Annotated in this window: 19 protein-coding genes; 11 read left to right on the top strand and 8 right to left on the bottom strand. The window is 66.7% G+C overall.

What is annotated here, in order from left to right; all coding sequences use genetic code 11:
- Positions 1-15 precede the first annotated feature (15 nt).
- The 4 genes from MHX64_RS01125 to MHX64_RS01110 all read left to right on the top strand — a co-directional run bounded on the left by MHX64_RS01125 (position 16) and on the right by MHX64_RS01110 (position 4,108).
- The gene (locus tag MHX64_RS01125; protein WP_239355550.1) at positions 16-909 is read left to right on the top strand and encodes a Ku protein; all 894 of its coding nucleotides are present in this window, start codon (positions 16-18) and stop codon (positions 907-909) included.
- A gap of 115 nt (positions 910-1,024) precedes the next feature.
- Positions 1,025-2,263 carry an ABC transporter substrate-binding protein gene (locus MHX64_RS01120; RefSeq protein WP_239355551.1) on the top strand — a complete coding sequence of 413 codons (1,239 nt, stop codon included), beginning with the start codon at positions 1,025-1,027 and terminating at the stop codon, positions 2,261-2,263.
- Positions 2,264-2,266: 3 nt separating this feature from the next.
- The gene (locus tag MHX64_RS01115) at positions 2,267-3,352 is read left to right on the top strand and encodes an iron ABC transporter permease (protein ID WP_239355552.1); all 1,086 of its coding nucleotides are present in this window, start codon (positions 2,267-2,269) and stop codon (positions 3,350-3,352) included.
- Positions 3,353-3,355: 3 nt separating this feature from the next.
- On the top strand, positions 3,356-4,108 hold the full coding sequence (locus MHX64_RS01110) for an ABC transporter ATP-binding protein (protein ID WP_194560329.1): 753 nt from the start codon (positions 3,356-3,358) through the stop codon (positions 4,106-4,108).
- Between the two features lie 20 nt (positions 4,109-4,128).
- Here MHX64_RS01110 and MHX64_RS01105 read toward each other — a convergent pair whose 3' ends face one another.
- A complete protein-coding gene (locus MHX64_RS01105) occupies positions 4,129-4,902 on the bottom strand; it encodes a MerR family transcriptional regulator (RefSeq protein ID WP_239355553.1) in 774 nt (257 codons plus the stop codon).
- A 48-nt stretch (positions 4,903-4,950) separates the two neighbouring features.
- Between MHX64_RS01105 and MHX64_RS01100 the strand changes: the two genes are divergently transcribed.
- From MHX64_RS01100 to MHX64_RS01080, 5 genes are all read left to right on the top strand, one after another.
- Positions 4,951-5,448 carry a DUF1707 domain-containing protein gene (locus MHX64_RS01100; protein WP_239355554.1) on the top strand — a complete coding sequence of 166 codons (498 nt, stop codon included), beginning with the start codon at positions 4,951-4,953 and terminating at the stop codon, positions 5,446-5,448.
- Positions 5,449-5,485: 37 nt separating this feature from the next.
- A complete protein-coding gene (locus MHX64_RS01095) occupies positions 5,486-6,118 on the top strand; it encodes a hypothetical protein (RefSeq protein ID WP_239355555.1) in 633 nt (210 codons plus the stop codon).
- A gap of 107 nt (positions 6,119-6,225) precedes the next feature.
- Entirely contained in the window at positions 6,226-7,758 is a 1,533-nt protein-coding gene (locus tag MHX64_RS01090; RefSeq protein ID WP_239355556.1) for an HNH endonuclease signature motif containing protein, read from the top strand.
- Between the two features lie 25 nt (positions 7,759-7,783).
- Entirely contained in the window at positions 7,784-8,326 is a 543-nt protein-coding gene (locus MHX64_RS01085) for a DUF488 family protein (RefSeq protein WP_239355557.1), read from the top strand.
- A gap of 74 nt (positions 8,327-8,400) precedes the next feature.
- Positions 8,401-10,389, top strand: a complete 1,989-nt coding sequence (locus tag MHX64_RS01080; protein ID WP_370642043.1) for a bifunctional UDP-sugar hydrolase/5'-nucleotidase — start codon at positions 8,401-8,403, stop codon at positions 10,387-10,389.
- Here the strand turns inward: MHX64_RS01080 and MHX64_RS01075 are convergent.
- Together MHX64_RS01075 and MHX64_RS01070 are read right to left on the bottom strand one after the other, a co-directional pair.
- On the bottom strand, positions 10,379-11,224 hold the full coding sequence (locus MHX64_RS01075) for a trypsin-like serine protease (protein ID WP_239355558.1): 846 nt from the start codon (positions 11,222-11,224) through the stop codon (positions 10,379-10,381). The two genes, MHX64_RS01080 and MHX64_RS01075, sit on opposite strands and share 11 nt — an antisense overlap.
- Entirely contained in the window at positions 11,205-12,044 is an 840-nt protein-coding gene (locus MHX64_RS01070; RefSeq protein ID WP_239355559.1) for a DUF418 domain-containing protein, read from the bottom strand. The genes MHX64_RS01075 and MHX64_RS01070 overlap by 20 nt, the downstream gene beginning before the upstream one ends.
- Before the next feature lie 94 nt (positions 12,045-12,138).
- Here MHX64_RS01070 and MHX64_RS01065 point away from each other — a divergent pair, with 94 nt between their 5' ends.
- Both MHX64_RS01065 and MHX64_RS01060 read left to right on the top strand, forming a co-directional pair.
- A complete protein-coding gene (locus MHX64_RS01065) occupies positions 12,139-12,807 on the top strand; it encodes a response regulator transcription factor (protein WP_239355710.1) in 669 nt (222 codons plus the stop codon).
- Complete coding sequence (locus MHX64_RS01060; protein ID WP_239355560.1) at positions 12,804-13,835, top strand: HAMP domain-containing sensor histidine kinase; 1,032 nt, start codon at positions 12,804-12,806, stop codon at positions 13,833-13,835. Before MHX64_RS01065 ends, MHX64_RS01060 begins: the two co-directional genes overlap by 4 nt.
- Here the strand turns inward: MHX64_RS01060 and MHX64_RS01055 are convergent.
- From MHX64_RS01055 to MHX64_RS12030, 5 genes are read right to left on the bottom strand one after another with little or no spacing between them, the layout of a single operon-like run.
- Entirely contained in the window at positions 13,818-14,918 is a 1,101-nt protein-coding gene (locus MHX64_RS01055; RefSeq protein WP_239355561.1) for a Dyp-type peroxidase, read from the bottom strand. The two genes, MHX64_RS01060 and MHX64_RS01055, sit on opposite strands and share 18 nt — an antisense overlap.
- A gap of 16 nt (positions 14,919-14,934) precedes the next feature.
- A complete protein-coding gene (locus MHX64_RS01050) occupies positions 14,935-15,573 on the bottom strand; it encodes a Fic family protein (protein ID WP_239355562.1) in 639 nt (212 codons plus the stop codon).
- A 9-nt stretch (positions 15,574-15,582) separates the two neighbouring features.
- Positions 15,583-16,005, bottom strand: coding sequence for a GNAT family N-acetyltransferase (locus tag MHX64_RS01045; RefSeq protein WP_239355563.1), 423 nt, complete (start codon positions 16,003-16,005; stop codon positions 15,583-15,585).
- Between the two features lie 5 nt (positions 16,006-16,010).
- Entirely contained in the window at positions 16,011-17,168 is a 1,158-nt protein-coding gene (gene chrA / locus MHX64_RS01040; protein ID WP_239406311.1) for a chromate efflux transporter, read from the bottom strand.
- Between the two features lie 24 nt (positions 17,169-17,192).
- Positions 17,193-18,008 carry a CPBP family intramembrane glutamic endopeptidase gene (locus MHX64_RS12030; RefSeq protein ID WP_239355564.1) on the bottom strand — a complete coding sequence of 272 codons (816 nt, stop codon included), beginning with the start codon at positions 18,006-18,008 and terminating at the stop codon, positions 17,193-17,195.
- Positions 18,009-18,027 lie beyond the last annotated feature (19 nt).

Raw genomic sequence — 18,027 nt, 5'->3', positions numbered from 1 at the left:
CGTAGAGTGAGGCGCATGCGCGCAGTTTGGACCGGTTCCGTCACATTCGGCCTTGTCAACGTCCCCGTCAAGGCGTACGGGGCGACCGAGGACCACGATTTGTCATTCCACCAAGTCCACGACAAAGACGGCGGGCGCATCCGCTACGAGCGGCGCTGCGAGGTCTGCGGCGAAAAGGTGGAGTACAAGCACATCGACAAAGCATTTGAAGAAGACGGCGACACCGTCGTGATCACCGACGAAGACTTCGACTCCCTGCCCGAAGCCGACAACGACGAGATCGAAGTCGTGCAGTTCGTGCCCGCGGACCAGATCGACCCGTTGATGCTTGAGAAGTCCTACTACCTGGCGCCCGAGGGCAAGACACCGAAGTCATATTTGTTACTGCGGCAAACCTTGCTGGATTCGGATCTGATCGCCGTGGTGCGCTTCGCCCTGCGACAAAAGACCAGGTTGGGCGTGCTTCGGGTGGTGAACAAGGTGATCGTGCTGCAGGGGCTGATGTGGGCCGACGAAGTGCGCGAGCTCGACTTCGACGACGAGTTCAAAGGCACGAAATCCCGGGCGAAAATCGGTGAAAAGGAGCTGAAGCTGTCCAAGCAGCTGGTGGAGTCCTACGCCTCCGACTTCACGCCCGAGGAGTTCGAGGACGACTACCAGGCGGAGCTGCGCAAACTCATCGACGCGAAGTTCGAGGAGGGCGAGACCCTGGACACCGAGGCCACGTTCGGCGCTGATGGCGCGGAGGGCTCGGGTGACTCGGATGGCTCGGGTGACGACGATGACAATGTGGTGGACCTGATGGCCGCGCTGAAGGCGTCGTTGGACAAGCGGTCTTCCAGTGGCGGGAAGTCTGGGTCCGGGAAGAAGTCTGGGAAAGAATCCGCAAAGAAGGGCAAGAGCGCTTAAATCCGCGCCCCCGCCTCCCCCCGCAACAGTTGACACTCAGCTTAGGCTTACCTTAGTGTCGCCATGGTTCCTACAACTTAGCTTAGGCTAACGTCACCTAACGAAGGGAAACGTGATGAAACGTTCACACCGGATCGGCACCCTCGCCGTCTCACTCGCCACCGTCTGCGGACTGGTCGCCTGCACGGGCGCCGAGACGGCCCCCACTGCCGGCAACGAAGCCGACACCGAAGTCAGCACAGGGGCGAGCGGCGCCGCTGCCTCAACTCAGACCCGATCCGCTGAGGGCGCAGTGACCGTCACCGACGCCGCCGGCCGCACGCTCCAGTTCGACGAACTGCCGGAGCGCATCGTGCTGGCGGAGGGCCGCGCGGCGTACGCCACTGCCCTGCTGCAGGACAATCCGCTGGACAATGTTGTCGCCTATGGCCAGGACTTGGAAAAGGCGGCCGGGGCGTTCCGCGAGAAGCTCTTCGAGATGCAGCCGGAGGCCAAGGACATGCCGGAGATCGGCATGATCCAGAAGGGCGACGTCACCGTGGAGAACTTGCTGGCGCAGAAGCCGGACGTGGTGATCATGACGCTGGATCAGAAGAAGTCCGTGGAAGAAAGCGGCTTCATCTCCGATTTGGACGCGGCCGGCATCACCTACGCGTTCATCGATTTCCGTCAGAAACCGCTGGAAAACACCACGGTGTCCATCCAGCTGCTGGGCGACCTGCTCGGACAGAGCGAGCGTGCGCAAAAGTACAACGAGTTCTACCAGGCCAAGGTCAAGGAGATCACTGACCGGGCGGCGAAGATCGCTGACAAGCCGGATGTGCTGCTGTGGACGGCCGCGGGGTTCAGCGACTGCTGCGCCGTCGCCGGGGATGTGCACCTGGGCACGCTGATCACCGCCGCCGGCGGGCACAACTTGGGCCCCGAGGTGCTCGGCCCGGAGACGAAGACACTCACCCCGGAGAAGCTGGTCGAGCTCAATCCCGACAAGCTCATCGTCACCGGCGGCGAGTGGGCGCGCGACCCGAACAAGCCGGGCACTTTCCGCCACGTCGAGCTGGGCTACCAGTCCAACCCCGACCTTGTGCTCGAAACGTGCGAGGGCCCGCTGCAGCAGCCGGGCATGGAGCTTCTCGACGCACCAAAGGAAGGCAACTACTTCGCCATCTACCACCAGTTCTACGACAACCCCTTCAACGTGTTCGCCCTCGAGGCGTTTGCGAAGTGGCTGCACCCGGAGGAGTTCGCGGACCTGGACCCGGCGCAGGACTTCAAGGACTTCCACAAGGAGTGGCTGCCGTTCGAGTACAGCGGCGTGTTCTTCGTCGACCCCACACACCCGGAGGCGATGTAGGGCATGACCACGCACGTGCCCGCGAAACCCGCCGTGGCCGAGGACGCCCGCCGGACCGCGATTGACAGCTACCTCAAACGCGGGCGGAAGAAGTCCTTCGCCATTGCCGGCCTGCTGGTCGCGGTAGTGGTGAGCTTCCTGTTCGCCGTTGTGGTCGGCCCAATCGACATCGCCGTGGCCGACGTATTTAACGCGGTGTTCCACCCGGAGCGGGTGGACGAGCAGACCCTGGTGGTGATTCGCACGCTGCGCCTGCCAGCCGCGGTGATGGCGGTACTGTGCGGTGCCGCGCTGGGGCTGGCGGGCGGCCAGATGCAGACAATTTTGGACAACCCGCTGGCGGAGCCGTTCACCCTCGGTATCTCGGCCGCAGCGGCGTTCGGCGCCGCGCTGTCCATCGTGATGGGCTGGTCGCTGGTGGCCAACCCGCAGTTCAACCTCGCCGCCACGGCTGCGCTGGCGGCGCTGATCGCCGTGGCGATTGTTGCGGGCGCTTCCGTGTGGCGCGGCGCCACGGCCGAGTCGATGATCCTGCTCGGCATCGCGCTGTCCTTCTTCTTTCAGGCTTTGCTGTCGCTGCTGCAGTACGGCGCTAACGTTGAGGCGCTACAGCAGATCGTCTTCTGGACTATGGGGTCGATGCAGCGCGCAAACTGGACAGCGAACATCATCCTCGCTGTTGTCCTCGCTGCGGCGATCCCGTTCTGCGTGGCCAACGCGTGGCGCCTGACCGCGCTGCGGCTTGGCGACGACCGCGCCGCAGCCCTCGGCATCGACGTCAAACGCCTGCGCCTTGCCACCCTGCTCGTCGCATCGTTTTTGGCGGCCGCGTCTGTGGCGTTCACCGGCATCATCGGGTTCATCGGGCTCGTCGGGCCCCACGTGGCGCGAATGCTCGTGGGCGAGGACCAAAAGTTTTTCCTCCCCGCCGCGGCCGCCGCGGGCGCGATGCTGCTGAGCTTGGCCTATGCCGTGTCGCTGTCTATCATCCCCGGCCTGGCCATCCCGATCGGCATCATCACCTCGCTGGTCGGCGTGCCGTTTTTCGTGTTCCTCATCTTCACCCGTGCCCGCCGGAAGGGGGCGTAGACCATGACCGTTAGCGCGCAGAACCTCTCCGTTTCCTACGGACGGTCCACCATCGTGCACTCGTTGTCGTTCGACCCGCTCGAGGGCGGGACGGTCGTCGGCCTGATCGGCCCCAATGCCGCCGGCAAGTCGACGCTGGTCAAAGCCATCGCCGGGATTAAAAAGCCGACGGCGGGGTCGGTGACCATCAGTAAGGACGGCACGGAGCTCACCGGCAGGGACCGCGTGGAGGCGATCGGCTACGTGCCGCAGGACCTGTTGAGCAGCGCCACGCTGACCGCGTTCGAATCGGTCATGGTCTCCGCCCGCCGCCGCGGCGTCGACGGGTGGGACCCGCTGGAGCGCACCGCCGACGTCATGCACCGTTTGGGTATCACGCATCTGTCCGACCGGCTGGTCTCGGACATGTCGGGTGGTCAGCGCCAGCTCGTCGCTGTCGCGCAGATGCTGGTGCGCGAGCCGAGCGTCATGCTTCTCGACGAACCCACGTCCGCCCTCGACCTACGCCACCAAGTCGAACTGCTCCAGCTCATCTGCGACGAGGTCCGCGGGACCGACCGGGTGGCGCTGGTGGCCATCCACGACCTGAACCTCGCCGCCCGCTACTGCGACGAGCTGCTCGTGCTCAAGGCCGGCCGCCTCGTCGGCCAAGACACACCCCATGCGGTGCTCACTCCCGACCTGCTCGAAGACGTGTACGGCTTCCGCGCCCGCGTCCTAGACGACGCCGGCGTGCCCGTGGTCTGCCCCGTGTAGGGAGGACAAGTGGGGCGTGGTTAGCCCCACTGCGGGTTGTCCACGTCCACGCCTTCGGCCGCCGCGTGGGCGGTGACCAGCTCCAGCAGGTAGTCCTGCGCGCCGTTGTAGGCTTCGTGGAAGCGGGGGTCATCCACGTACATGCGCGCGAGGATGAGTTGGCGAGCCGGGGTCGCCTCGTACCACTGGGCGATGCTTGCGCGGTGGCGCTCCACCAGGGCTTCGGCTTCCTGCGAGCCGGGCTCGACACCGGCGTCGCGGGCGTTGACCAAGTCCGTGGCGAGCGTGTCCTGTTCTTCCTGGAGGCGTTTGAAGTCACCTTCGCCCATTTGAGCGAGCTTTTCCTGGGACTGCGCCCACTCCGGGGTATCACCCCAGCGCTGCTCAGCCTCCTTCTGGTAGGCAGGCATATCTTCGCCGAGGTATTTCTTCATTGCGTCCATGTCGATGGATCCTTTCGTTGCGTTGTCAATGAGGTGCTGGACAGATGTGAGTTGGGCGTCGAGCGTGCGCCGTCGAGAAGCGAGTGCTTCTTGGTGGTGCTTGAGGGCGCGGGTGAGGGCGGCTCCGGAGGCGTCGAGAAGCTGCGCGATCTGCGCAAGCGGCACGCCGACTCCGCGGTAGAGGGCAATGGCCGCGCCGCGCTCGAGGTCCGCCTCGCTGTAAACGCGGTGGTCGAACCACGTGCGCGCGGGTGCGATGAGGCCGAGCGCCTCCCAGTGGCGCAACGCCTTGGTGGAAACCCCGAGAGCCTCGGCGGCCTCGCCGATCGTGTACTCGATACCATCTGTCATGACTGCGATTGAACAGCTTGCCGCAGGGGCAAGCGCAAGTTGGGAGCGATGATGGACGAAATCCGCGTGGGCGACGCCGAGCGTTCGGACGCGCTGGACCGGCTGGGCACGCTGTTCGCGGACGGCTACCTCGATGTCGGCGAGTTCGAGGAACGCACAGGTCAGGCGGCGGTTGCGCGCACGCGCGGGGAGCTTACGGTGCTTTTCGACGACCTCCCGGCCGAGCCCGCCACATTAGAAAAACGCGAGCCGTCTCAGGTTGAACTGGAGGAAAAACTCGCCGCGAAGCGGAAGCTGGACACTGCGATCTACACCACGTTGATCGGCGGCCTGGCGGTGTACTTCGTGCTCCAGATCGGGCTCGACCTGGACTACGCCTGGGTGGTGTGGCCGGTGATGGGCATACTCGCGGTCGCTTGGTACGCCATCTTCGACATCTCCGACGAGGAAGACAAGGTCCTCGAGGAACTGCTGGAGAAGGAGCGTGCTGATCGCGCCGAGCGGCTGAAACTCGCCGCCGAGCGCCGCAAAGAGCTCGGGAAATAGCCGCGAGTTTCCTGTGCGCGCCGGTTAGAGTGGGCGCATGCGTTTTCGTCGCGCGCTCGCGCTTGTTGTAGTCGGTTCTGTCGGTGTGGTTTCGGGTTGCGCTGGGGGTGGCGAGCCCGAGACCGTGGTGGTCACGTCCACGCAGTGGGTGGATCCGGATTCGGGCGCGGTTGTGGAGTCTGGCGAGGATTCGGCACCAGTCGAGGCATCTGAGGCCGCGCCCGAAGCACCAGCCGAAGAAGATGCACCTGCCGATAGCCCTGCGGAAGACGCGCCGGTAGTCGTCGACTCGAACGGTGACCTGCTCGTCACCGGCAACGTGGAGGCGTGGTCGACCGAACAGGCCCGGAAGGGCCGCCCTGCTCCGGCCAACGAAGACCCGGACAACGTGTACTACGTGCTGGTCTTCGACTCCCCTGCCAACATCACGGCGACTAAGGCCGGAAGCCAGGTGGCGCAGGAAAGTCCCTTCGCCCGCCTCGGGTCTGTGCAGCACTGGGATTTCGGAACCTCAGATCACACCAACGGCTGGGACGAATACGTAGGAAAGCGGGTGCGGCTGCGGGTTCCACCTAGCCACTTCTCGTACTCATCCGACATGAGCCTGCCCTTCGGCAGCCAGCTCATGCTCAACGACAACGCCGAAGTGGGCATTGAAGTGCTAAATTAATCCCCCTTTCGAACGGTTGTTCTATTTTCGAATGGCCGTGTCGGCAGCGTTGTTAGATTGAGTTCATCACTTTCAAACAACCGCACTCCCGGCAGGAAGGAGGAGCCATGACCAGCGAGATCACCCGGTGCGTCGACGAGATTGCTTCAGCACTGCGCACGCTTAGCACGCTGTTCGAGGACCCCTCCGCTCTCGCATTTGAGGACGTCCGGCACGACATGGAGCGCTTGGAGGAACAGTTTAAAAAGAAGGCATCTATCGACGCAGCCTTCGCCTTCATCGCCGACCGGGACGATGCCGGACGTGTCGTCGGAGCCAACTACCCGAACGCCTACCTGCAGCAGTGCCTGGACCTGTCCAAAGGCGAGGCCTACAACCGCCTCGAGCGCGGCCGGCTACTGTACGGCGCGCCACCGGAGCCCACCCCTCCCCCGCCCGAGGACGTGGAGGACCTGTTCGACATGACCGGGGAGGATACCGAGGCCGAAGCCCAGGCCGCCGCGGAGGCTGCCGCCGAGGAGGAACGCGCCCGTCAGAAGAAAGCGCGCGAGAACTCGTCGAAGGTCAGCGCGGAAAAGCAGGACATTATCCGCCGCGAGCTGGACAAGCTGCTCAAGGCCGCGGCCTGCGAGCGAACCCGCATTCATTCTGAGGCCATGGAGGAGGCACTGCACCGCAGCCCCGAGGACCTGCGCCTGTTCGTGCGCAAGGCGGTGAACGCGGCGAACCGGAAGCACGCGCCCCACTCCAACCCGAACGCCGGGTTTGAAAAGAGGAGTGCCACCTTTGGCCGTCGCAAGGCAGACGGCATGGTGGACATCCACATCAACGCCACCGCCGGCCACGCGGCGCTAATGAAGGCTCAGATGGACAAGGGGCTGGCACCGAACTCGAACCTGCCGGAGGAACTGCAGGGCGAGGCGGATTCGCGCACACCGGAGCAACGCCGATTCGATCAGTTCTTCGCCATCTTTGAGCAGTACGAGGAGCAGTGCCAGAAGTCGAACGACGGCGCCGCCTCCGTGGTGCTTGCCCTGACGTTGGACGACCTCGCGGACGGCGACGCCGCCATGCTCTTCGACACCAACACCGGCATCGAAGTAGACTGCTTCGACCTCGTACGCCTCGGCATGGACGGCACAACCGACTTCCTGCTGCAGGTCGACGGGGTCAGCTCCGTGCCACTGTGGATGGGGCGCACCAGCCGGCTGGCATCGGTGGCCCAGCGCATCGCCATGTTCGCGGTGCAAGGGGTCTGCTCCTGGCTCGGCTGCACCGCGGCTATGTCGGAATGCGAGGCCCACCACATCCTCGCGTGGATCAAAGGTGGAAACACCGACATTGAAAACCTCACCGGGCTGTGCCGCGAACACCACAGGTGTAACAACGACCACAGAGATGGCTCCTTTAACAAGGGGTACATGGATTTCGACCCGCAAACGGGCAGGTCAGGGTTCCGACGGCGACCCGGTGACCCGATGAAATTCAACCAATCGGTCCCGGCGAAACATTCGGCGGTGAGCAGGATCTATGCGGCGAAGGGCCGGTGCGAATGCGCCAAACATACAGGTCGCGACCCGGCTTTTTACCCGCCCGGCCACCCGCCGATGAAAGACACCTGGACCCCGATGCGGGTGTGACTCCCCCGCGCGTAGCGTTATCCGTATGCGCATTTACACCGTGGGCCACTCCAACCTGGACTTCGACGACTTCACCGCGATGCTTTCTGCCGCCGGGGTGGAGTCCGTCGTTGACGTGCGCAAACTCCCCGGCTCACGCAAGTACCCGTGGTTCAACGACGACCACCTCGCCGCGCACCTGCCCACCCGCGGCATCGCCTACAGCCGCAGCGAAGGCCTCACCGGCCGCCGCAACGTCTCGCACACCGTCCCCTTCGAGGTCAACGACAACTGGCGCAACCGCAGCTTCCACAACTACGCCGACCACGCCCTCGGCGACGAATTCGCAGACGCCCTCGCCGAACTCCGCGACCAGGCCGCCGAAACCCCTACCACGGTGATGTGCTCAGAGGCAGTGTGGTGGCGCTGCCACCGCCGCATCATCGCCGACCACCTCATTGCCCACGGGGACGAGGTGGGGCATGTGATGGGGTTGAAGGCCGAAGGTGCGTCGATAAGTGAGGCAACCTTGAACGAAGGCGCCGTCATCGGCGACGACCTCCTCGTTCGCTACCCAGAGTTCACCTGAGCGAAACCTCACCGCAAAACGGTCTTTCTAAGGTTGCTCTCACACACAACCCGCTCCAAAAAGAAAGGCCCCTCGTGTCCGCCCGCTTCCGCATCCAGCTGATCTCCGCGACCACCGCCGCCGCCCTCGCCGCCACCTTCGCCCCGGCAGCGATGGCGGCCGAGACCTCCGAATTCACCATCTCCAACGTCACCGACTTCCACGGCTACTGGGAAGAGACGAAGTTCGTCCCGGGCGCCGCCCACCTCAAGTGCGCCGTGGACGAGGCTGCCGCGGGCAAGACCCACATCTTCACTTCGGCCGGCGACAACATCGGCGCCTCCCCCTTCGCATCGAAGCTGCTGGACGACGCCCCCACTCTGGAGATCCTCAACCTGATGAACCTGCAGGTCTCCGCGCTGGGCAACCACGAGCTCGACGAGGGCGCCGCCGAGTTCTCCGACCGCGTCACCGAGACCGCGGACTTCGACTACCTCGCCGCCAACGCCGAGACCGTGAAGAACACGAAGGACTACGTGATCAAGGACCTCGACGGCGCGAAGGTGGCCTTCGTGGGCACCATCACCGACGACATGCCGAACCTGGTCAACCCGAAGTCCATCGAGGGCATCGCCTGGAACGACCCGGTCGCGACCACGAACAAGCTCGCCGAGCAGCTAAAAGATAGCGGCGAGGCCGACGTGGTCATCGCACTCGTGCACGAGGGCGGCATCAAGGCCGACGAGTTCTCGGACGCCGTCGACGTGGCGTTCCTCGGCCACTCGCACCAGTCGATCGAGCCCACCGGCGAGAAGCCGCTTTTGATCCAGGCCGGCTCCTACGGCGCCAACCTTGCCAACGTGGACCTGAGCTTCGACCGCGCCACCAAGAAGCTGACCGTGAGAAACGCCGAGCTTCTCGACGCCGACACGATCCGCGCCTGCGACACCCCGCAGCCCGAAATCGACGCCGTGGTCAAGGACGCGCTGGCGAAGGCCGGCACCGAGGGCAAGAAGGTCATCGGGCACACGGACGAGGACCTGTACAAGGCGGGCGACAAGGAGTCCCAGCTCAACAACTACATCGCGGAAGCGACCCGCCAGGGCGTGACCCAGAACTCGTCGGTCACCGCCGACATCGGCGTGATGAACGCGGGCGGCGTCCGCGCCGAGCTCGAGGCCGGCGACGTCACCTACGAGCAGGCGTTTTCCGTCCAGCCGTTCGGCGGCGAGAACACCTACGTCGAGCTGAAGGGCTCCGACGTGGTACAGGCGCTGGAGGAGCAGTGGCGCGACGACCCGGACCGCCCCATGTTCCCGCTGGGCATTTCCGACAACGTCTCCTACACCTACGACCCGGCCGCGCCGGTCGGTTCCAAGATCACCTCCGTCACCGTCGACGGCGCCCCGATCGACCCGGAGAAGACCTACGTGGTGGCCGGCTCGACCTTCCTGCTCGCCGGCGGCGACAACTTCAAGGCCTTCACCAAGGGTTCCGAGCCCGCGAACTTGGGCTACGTGGACCTCAACGCGCTGGTGGAGGCGCTCAGCTCCGGCCAGAAGCAGCGCACCGGCCAGTCAAACGTAGGCGTCCACCTCCCCGCCCCGCTCACCGCGGGCAAGGAGGCAACCATCGAGCTCAGCTCCCTCCTCTTCGACAAGGGCGAGCGCGCCACCACCGCCACCGCATCGCTTGGCGACGCCTCCGGTTCCGCCACCATCTCCCCCAACAACGGCGACATGACCCCCAACGAGTACGGCACCGCCACCGTGAAGCTCACGGTCCCGGCGGGCATGTCGGGCACCCAGGAGCTGCGCATCACCACCGATGCCGGCACCGAGGTCACCGTCCCGGTCGAGGTTGCGGCCCCCACGGACCAGGCCAAGCCGAACAAGCCCACAGAGCCGAACAAGCCCGAGCAGCCCGCAGAGCCGAACGAGCCGAACACCGGCGGCTCGAGCTCCGGCGACCTCGGCTGGATCATCCCCGTCGCTATCGCGGGCGCCTTCGGCTTAGCCAACCTGGTTGCGCTGCTGTTCCCGTTCGCGGTGGACCGGGTGCTGGGGCCCGTCGCTAAGCGTTAGCCCCCTTGCGGCGGGTGGCCATGAACAAACCACCCGCCACCAGCGCCAGCGCGCCCAGGCCGAGGACCACGTAGCGCAGGGAGGCGGAGGGCTCAGAGGATCCGCTCGCGGCCGAATCCGAAGCATCACCACCGACCACGCCGCGGATCCACTCGGCCTGCTCCGCCACCGGCGCCACCGCCACCGCGGCGTTCGAGTTCAACTCCTCCTCGGTGGGGTTTTCCGGATCCTCGAACAGGCCGGCCGACATGACGCCGGCGACCTTGCCGTCGGCGAAGATGGCGCCGCCGGAGTCGCCCGGCTGGATCCGCGCCCCGTTCTTCAATGCGACGTCGAGGGCGGTCGGGGCGTCGAAGAGCGCAAGCGGCGATTCCCCACGCACCGTGGCCTCCGCGGCGGGCAGCTTGGTCGAGCCTCCCGAGCCGTCGGAGGACCAGCCGTAGATGTTCACATCCCCGCTCGGCACCTCCTCGGCCACCGAGGCGTAGGAGGAAAGCCCCATGTCCTCGGTGGTGTGCAGCAGCGCGATGTCGCCGCGTGGCGCGACCTCGTGGCGGTCCACCTGGAACACCTTCTGGTTCTCGCCCTGCCCGGTGCGCACCGAGCCGCCCGCCTTGGCGGCCGCCTCGACGCAGTGGCGGGCGGTGATCACCCAGTGCGGGTCGATGGCGGTGCCGGTGCACACGCCGTCGTCGGGGTCGGAGTCGTCCACGCGCACCGAGACCACCGGCTGCGCCTCAGCCGCGTCGCCGGCGAACTGCTCGGATTCCATCGCCCACGCGGGCTGCGCCGCCAGGGCGAGACCAACTGCAACACTAAACGCCAACTTTTTCACTATTTTCCTTTCCAACCACCGCCACGAGGCGGCGAACAATACTTTCCATCGGCCCGCGCCGGAACACGGCGAGCCAGCCGTACGCGATCACTGCGGCGCCGGCGAGGCTCACCCACACCCCGGCCCACTGCGCGCTCGGCACGTGCAGGCAGTACAGGGTCAGCGTCATCCGCCCCAGCGGCGCGAGCCACCCCAACCAGCGGCCCGCCAGGCAGCACAGGGAGCACATGCCTATCGACGCCCCGGCGGTCCCCACCACATCGGTAAGCCCGCCGGTGTGGCCGGTAGCGTCGAGAAGCGGGGGCAACGGCACCCACCACCGCAACGCAACATCGGCCGCGAACAGCAAGCACCCGACAACCGCCCCGGCGCGCAGCGGCATGTGGCGCGCGAACAGGATCCCGGCGACCATGAGCACTGCCCACATCAGCGGCGGGTACGGCGAGGCCGACGGCGCAAGCGCCGCCGATCCCAAAGCTCCCGCACAGGCGAGCCACACAAGCCACGCCGAATCCAGCCTCGGCGCCCACGCAAGCACGATCATGCAGACCCCGATCGTGCCCAGGACCACCTCGATGGTCCCGGAAAACGGCACCAGCGCGAAGTGCAGCACCACGAGGCACGCCCCGCGCACCACGAACTGCGCCGGCCGGGCGCGCATGAGCCCCATGGACACCCCGGCGAGGAACGCGAAGAGCCCCGCGGGGAAGCCGAAGAGCACCTGGGCTTTGAGCCCGTCGTGCACGGTCAGGTGCGCGACGATCATCGCGATGAGCGCCACCGCCCGGGCCGCGTCGATTCCAACGATTCTGGTCTGCATGGGGTTCAAGCTAGAAACCCCGGTGTTGCGCCCGCGTTAACCCGGATGTTTATGTCTCCGCAACATCGCGGCGCATACGATCGCAACCATGACAATTCGGGTGCTTATCGTGGACGACGAGACCTTCCTCGCCGACGCCATCGCCACCGGCCTGTCGCGCGCCGGGATGCAAACTCGCCTCAGCTACGACGGGTTCGAGGCGCTGAAGCTTATCGACGAACTGCCGCCCGACGTCGTCGTGCTGGACCGGGACCTGCCCGGGGTGCACGGCGACGTGGTGTGCCGCCGCATCGTGGAGTCCGAGCCCGCCACGCGGGTGATCATGCTGACGGCCAGCGGGACCTTGGACGACCGCCTGGAAGGCTTCGACCTCGGCGCCGACGACTACTTGGCCAAGCCGTTCGAGCTACCCGAGCTGGTCGCGCGGGTGAAAGCCCTGGCCAAGCGCAACGCGCCAGCCCGCGGCGAGGTGTACCGCTGCGGGGACGTGCGCCTGGACACGTTCCGCCGCGAGGTGACCCGCGGCGAGGTGCCGGTGAGCCTGAGCCCGAAGGAGTTCGCGGTGCTGAAGGTGCTCATGGAGGCCGACGGCGGGGTGATTTCCGCCGAGGACCTGCTGGCGGAGGCCTGGGACGAAAACGCCGACCCCTTCACCAACTCCCCGCGCGTGACCGTGTCGCACCTGCGCAAGAAGCTGGGCGAGCCGCGCATCGTGCACACCGTCACCGGCGCCGGGTACTACGTGGCGGAGGCTGAGCGATGAGGCTGAGCCTGCGCGCCCGCATCACGGTGATGTTCGTGGCCACCGTCCTCGGTGTCGGCCTCGCGCTGATCGGTCTGGTCTACGCCTACTTGAAGCTCACCCCGGTGCCGGTGATGGCATCGTTTCCGGGCACCGACGACGGCGTGGTCATCGACGGCGCCGTGCCCGTGACCGACGAGATCCTGCGCCGCATCCTCTTGGCCTCGCTCGGGGCGCTCGCGCTGCTCACCGCGCTCGCGGGCGTGGTGGGCTGGTTCGTGGCGGGGCTCGTGATCACCCCGTTGCGCTCGATCGCCGACGACGCGCGCACCGTCACCCGCGGCGACCTTTCCGCCCGCATCGACTACGACGGCCCCCGCGACGAGGTCGGCGAACTGGCCGAAGCGCTCAACGCCATGCTGGACGAGCTCGCCGACGCCGTCGAGCGCCAGCGCCGCTTCGCCGCCAACGCTTCTCACGAGCTGAAGACCCCAATCGCGACCATCCAGACCGTCGCCGACGTCGCGCTTTCCGGCGACGACGCCGACCTGCGCCCGGCGCTCGGCCGGATCCGCGAGGTCAACGCCCGCAACGCCGCGACCGTGTCCTCGCTGCTGCAGCTGGCTAACGTGCAGGTCCGCGACCGCGCGGCCGTGGATCTGGCCACCGTGTGCCGGGAGGTCGGCGCCGCCCACGGCATGCCCGTGGACGCGACACCGCTGACCGTCGAGGCCTCCCCCAGCCTGATCCGCCAGGCCGTGGACAACCTCGCGCGCAACGCCGCCATCCACGGCGCCGACGGGGCAATCGCGCTCCGGCCGGCCGGCGCCTTCGCCGAAATCACCGTCGAGTCGGACGGTGAACCGCTCGACCCGGCGGAGGTGGACACCTGGACCGAACCGTTCACCCGCGCCCGCCGCACCTCGGGCTCCGGCCACGGGCTGGGTCTGGCCCTGGTCAAGGCGATAGCAAAGGCCCACGGCGGTTCAGTTGAGTTGGCGCCGCGGGCTGGGGGCGGGCTCGTCGTAAAGCTACTGCTCCCTACGTAACGCGCCCTCGAAGCGCGCCTTCGCCGCCTCGACGTCCTCGGCGTTGTGGGAGGTGGGCACGTCCGCGCGGTCCGGGAAGACGGCCTTGCCCTGCGGCAGGTTGATCGCCGGCTGGTTCGGCTCCTCGCCACCCTCACCGCGCAGGTGCGGGTGCGCGTAGTCGGCGCAGTGGTCCAGGAACACGCGCGGCGGGGCGAAGAAGTTGCAGCCGGTCAGCGCCTCGGAGAAGTCCAGGATGCGGTCGTAGTTTCCCTCCGGCTCGCCGATGAACATCCGCCGCAGCATCACCTCGGTAACGCGCGGGTCGCGGGCGTAGCTCATGAAGAAGGTGCCCTGCTTGCCCAACGCGTCGCCGAAGGAGAGGTTGTTGCGCACAATCTCGAGGCCGTTGCCGTCCTCATCCTCGACCTGGTTGACGGCGACGTGGCTGTTCGGCGCCTTCTCATCCAGTTCGATGTCGGAGTGCTTCGTGCGGCCGATGACCTGCTCCTGCTCCTCCACCGGCAGGTCGTTCCAATCCTTCAGGTTGTGCACGTACTTCTGCTCGACGATGTAGCTGCCGCCCTTCCAGATGCCGTCGCGGATGATCGCCACCTCGACGCCCTCCTGGCCGCGGGGGCTCTCGGTGCCGTCGACGAAGCCGAGCGGGTCGCGGAAGTCCTGGTACTGGAACGCGTGGACCTCGTCGTGGTAGTCGATGTGGTCCTCCACGATCGCGTTGATGCGGCGGCCCAGCTCGAAGGCGACGTCGAACTCGTCGGAGCGGATGTGGAAGAACAGATCGCCCGGGGTGGACGGCGCGTGGTGCTTCGCACCCTGAAGCTCCACAAACTCGTGCAGGTGCTCCGGCTTGTCCAGCGCGAAGAGGCGGTCCCACATCTTCGCACCGATGCCGGCCACCGCGGTCAGGTGCGCTTTGGGGTAGCGGAAGCCCACGGCGTTGGTCAGGCTGGACAGGCTGGACAGCACCTCCAGCGCCGCCGCTTCGCCGCCTTCCTTGAAGCCGAGGGTGATAAACAGCGCGTCCCGCGACTGCGGGAGGATCACGGTTTGGGTAACTTCTGCTTGGTTCTTACTCGTCATGGGGGTTAAGTATTCCCTATTGGCGCGAGTTGTGCCGGACCAGGGCTTCCACAACCGGTCCTGTCTCGCCGAAGACGTAGGCCCGAGCGAGTAGATCGTGAAACTCGCGGCTCACCGACGGGTCCGCGTCGTCGTGCGGCACCGCCATCAGCGCACCTGCTCCCTGGCCGATTAAGTAACTGTTCGCGGCGAAGATCGCGGTGCGTTTGTTGCCGTCTTCGAAAGGCTGGGCTCGAGCGACTTCGACGAAGAGGTGTGCGGCGGACCGGAGGGAGTCGTCAAGCTTGAGCTGCTGTTGCATGAGCGCGTCGAGCTCTTCAGCCGTGTGCGCCGCGGGTTCGTGCCGGCCGTGGGCGGTGTGCACGCCGATGCCCTGTTCCGCCCGGCGCAGCTTTCCAGGGTTGAGCGCGGCGCTGCGGGTGAGCTGCGCATTGATGCGCCCAAGATAGGCCGCGGTAATTGGCTCGCCGGCGGTGGCGATGACGAACTCCGCCGCCGCCTCCAGGTCCTGCAGCAACGCCAGATCACCGCGGCCACGCACCCCGTCCGTATCGCCCGAGCGCAGGTAGCGGTCGGTGGCAGGACGGCTGGTGGACAGCCCGTCGAAGACGACACCGGCGGTGTAGATGACGTCGAGCAGATCGGTCGCGTGCATGCCTTTACGCTACAGCTCCCGGATATACAGCAGCATCCTTGATCCAGCCTCGATGTTGGTGAAGCCGTGCCGCTCGTAGAACCGGCGAGCGCCCGCGTCGACCTCGTCGACGTTGATCTGCATCTCGCCCGCCCCTCGCGCTTCGAGCTCAGACAGCACCCGCGCCATCATCTGCGTGCCCAGCCCGCGGCCGCGGTGCGCCGGGGCGACGTAGAGCTCCTCCAGCATCGCCACCGGGCCGTCGTAGTACGGGCTTGGCCGCAGCGTTAAATACGCGAACCCGACCTCGCCCGCCAGCACCACGATCACGTCGTCGCGGGCGATGAGCTGCGCGAACCTGCGTTCTAAGTTGTCGGGCACCGGGGTGTCGAACTCGGTGTTGAAATCGTGCAACAGCTTTGCGACGAGCTCCGCCTCCCCCACCGTCGCCATCCGAATCACAACACCGCCCACCCAACCGCCGCGGCGCCGATGACCACCGCCCAGGCCGGAGCCTTGAAGTTGCGCAGCGTCACGAACGCCGCGGCCGCCACAGCCATCGTCGCCGGTCCGTGGATGCCGGACGTGAACACCGGGGTGTACAGCGCCGCGGCGAGGATGCCCACCACGGCCGCGTTCGCGCCGGCCAGGGCGTTGGCCGCGCGCGGGTTGGCGCGCAGCCGGTCCCAAAACGGCATGATCCCGACGACCAACAGCGCCGCCGGCAGGAAGATCGCCACCGTGGCCAGGGTTGCGCCCCACAGCCAGTGCACGCCCTCGGCCGAGGCGCCGAGAAAGGACGCGAAGGTGAACAGCGGGCCGGGCACCGCCTGGGCGGCGCCGTAGCCGGCGAGGAAGGTGTCGTGGTCCACCAGCCCGGTGGGCACCGTGGCCTGCTCCAACAGCGGCAGCACCACGTGTCCGCCGCCGAAGACGAGGGCGCCGGAGCGGTAGAAGCTGTCGAACATCCCCCAGCTCGTGCCCATGCGCCCAGCCAGCGGAAGCAGCGCGAGCAGCGCCGCGAACACTCCTAAGCTGACAAGCCCAACGGTGCGGCTGGCGGTGGAGGTGCGGTTGGGGGCCGGAGGGGCGTCGATAGGCGAAAGTGCGAAGCTGGCCACGAGCATGCCCGCAACGATCGCGCCGACCTGGGCCGCCGGGTGTGGGACGAGCAGGACGATGAGGAAGGCGGCGAGCGCGACGGCCGCGCGTAACCGGTCCGTGACGATGCTTTTGGCCATCCCCATCACCGCCTGCGCGACGACCGCGACCGCCGCCGCCTTCAGTCCCGCGAGCCAGCCGGCGTCCGAGATGTCGCCGAGGCGCGCCACCCCGAGCGCGAACGCGACCATGAGGATGACGCTCGGCAGCGTGAAGCCCAAAAACGCCGCGAGCATGCCACCGTAGCCCGCGCGCTTGAGGCCGATTGCCATGCCGACCTGGCTCGATGCGGGGCCCGGCATGAACTGGCACAGGGCGACGAGGTCGGCGTATTCGTCGTCGCTGAGCCACCTTCGCTTATCAACGAACTCGTCCCGGAAGTACCCCAAATGCGCCGTCGGCCCGCCGAAGGATGTCAGGCCGAGGCGGGTGAATATGCGTAGCACTTCCAACACAAGACGAGATGGTAGCGAAGGCAGCTACGCTGCGGGCTGCGCCGACGCCTTTCGCCGGAAGAGTGCAATGACCAGTGCAGTCGCGGCCGCCATGGCGACGAAGCTCGCTGCGGTGGCCGCGGCCGACGTGGGCAATCCAAGGTCCTGCACCGTGCCGAACGTGTTCCAGGCCAGGTGCACGGCCACCGCTACCCAGATCCCGTTGAACACCCACACCAGCAGGGTAAACAGCAGCGCGTCGGCGACGTAGTGCGCGATACCGACCGGCGAGCCGTACGCCTGCGGGTGCACGAGGACGAACGGGACCGCAGCGAGCAGCGCGCCGATCACCGGGTTCCCGGTCCACGCGGTGAACACCTGCAGGAACACACCGCGAAACGCCATCTCCTCGGCGAGCGCTGCGAACAGCAGCGCGACCAGCTCAACCGGGAAGTCGGCGCCGATGTTGCCGACCACCTGACCCCACGACGCGCCGTATCCGTACACGCCCACCAGCGACATGACCACAGAGATAACCACCAGGGCCACCGCGAAAGCCGCAAAGGGCACCCACGGCTTCGTGCCCGGCTGCCCGGTGAACACCGACGCGGCCGGCCGGCGCCCGATGAAGCGGACGGCGACAAGCACCGCGAGGATCTCCACAATCACCGACCCGTAGCCGAAGTACTTGTCGGCCGCGCCGCTGGAGGTGTCCACGCCCGCAGCTTCCAACGACAGGTCGAGCACTCCCGTAAACAGCACAGCGAGGACGGCCACCGCGAGGATTTCGCCGAGGGGCCTCCACCACGCGTAGTTCGGTTGATTGCGGGCGGCGAAAAAGAAATTCCCGGTGCGGGACACTGCGGCATGCTCCTTGTCT

Origin of the sequence: Corynebacterium sp. ACRPZ (assembly GCF_022346205.1) — a bacterium.
Lineage (GTDB): Bacteria > Actinomycetota > Actinomycetes > Mycobacteriales > Mycobacteriaceae > Corynebacterium > Corynebacterium lehmanniae.
The sequence above is the reverse complement of the archived record's forward strand: the minus strand, read 5'-3'. Positions and strand labels throughout refer to the sequence as shown.

Excerpts from the sequence above, each read along its gene's own strand:
- MHX64_RS01125 (WP_239355550.1), top strand. The coding sequence starts at position 16 with ATGCGCGCAGTTTGGACCGGTTCCGTCACATTCGGCCTTGTCAACGTC.
- MHX64_RS01120 (WP_239355551.1), top strand. The coding sequence starts at position 1,025 with ATGAAACGTTCACACCGGATCGGCACCCTCGCCGTCTCACTCGCCACC.
- MHX64_RS01115 (WP_239355552.1), top strand. The coding sequence starts at position 2,267 with ATGACCACGCACGTGCCCGCGAAACCCGCCGTGGCCGAGGACGCCCGC.
- MHX64_RS01110 (WP_194560329.1), top strand. The coding sequence starts at position 3,356 with ATGACCGTTAGCGCGCAGAACCTCTCCGTTTCCTACGGACGGTCCACC.
- MHX64_RS01105 (WP_239355553.1), bottom strand. The coding sequence starts at position 4,902 with ATGACAGATGGTATCGAGTACACGATCGGCGAGGCCGCCGAGGCTCTC.
- MHX64_RS01100 (WP_239355554.1), top strand. The coding sequence starts at position 4,951 with ATGATGGACGAAATCCGCGTGGGCGACGCCGAGCGTTCGGACGCGCTG.
- MHX64_RS01095 (WP_239355555.1), top strand. The coding sequence starts at position 5,486 with ATGCGTTTTCGTCGCGCGCTCGCGCTTGTTGTAGTCGGTTCTGTCGGT.
- MHX64_RS01090 (WP_239355556.1), top strand. The coding sequence starts at position 6,226 with ATGACCAGCGAGATCACCCGGTGCGTCGACGAGATTGCTTCAGCACTG.
- MHX64_RS01085 (WP_239355557.1), top strand. The coding sequence starts at position 7,784 with ATGCGCATTTACACCGTGGGCCACTCCAACCTGGACTTCGACGACTTC.
- MHX64_RS01070 (WP_239355559.1), bottom strand. The coding sequence starts at position 12,044 with ATGCAGACCAGAATCGTTGGAATCGACGCGGCCCGGGCGGTGGCGCTC.
- MHX64_RS01060 (WP_239355560.1), top strand. The coding sequence starts at position 12,804 with ATGAGGCTGAGCCTGCGCGCCCGCATCACGGTGATGTTCGTGGCCACC.
- MHX64_RS01055 (WP_239355561.1), bottom strand. The coding sequence starts at position 14,918 with ATGACGAGTAAGAACCAAGCAGAAGTTACCCAAACCGTGATCCTCCCG.
- MHX64_RS01050 (WP_239355562.1), bottom strand. The coding sequence starts at position 15,573 with ATGCACGCGACCGATCTGCTCGACGTCATCTACACCGCCGGTGTCGTC.
- MHX64_RS01045 (WP_239355563.1), bottom strand. The coding sequence starts at position 16,005 with ATGGCGACGGTGGGGGAGGCGGAGCTCGTCGCAAAGCTGTTGCACGAT.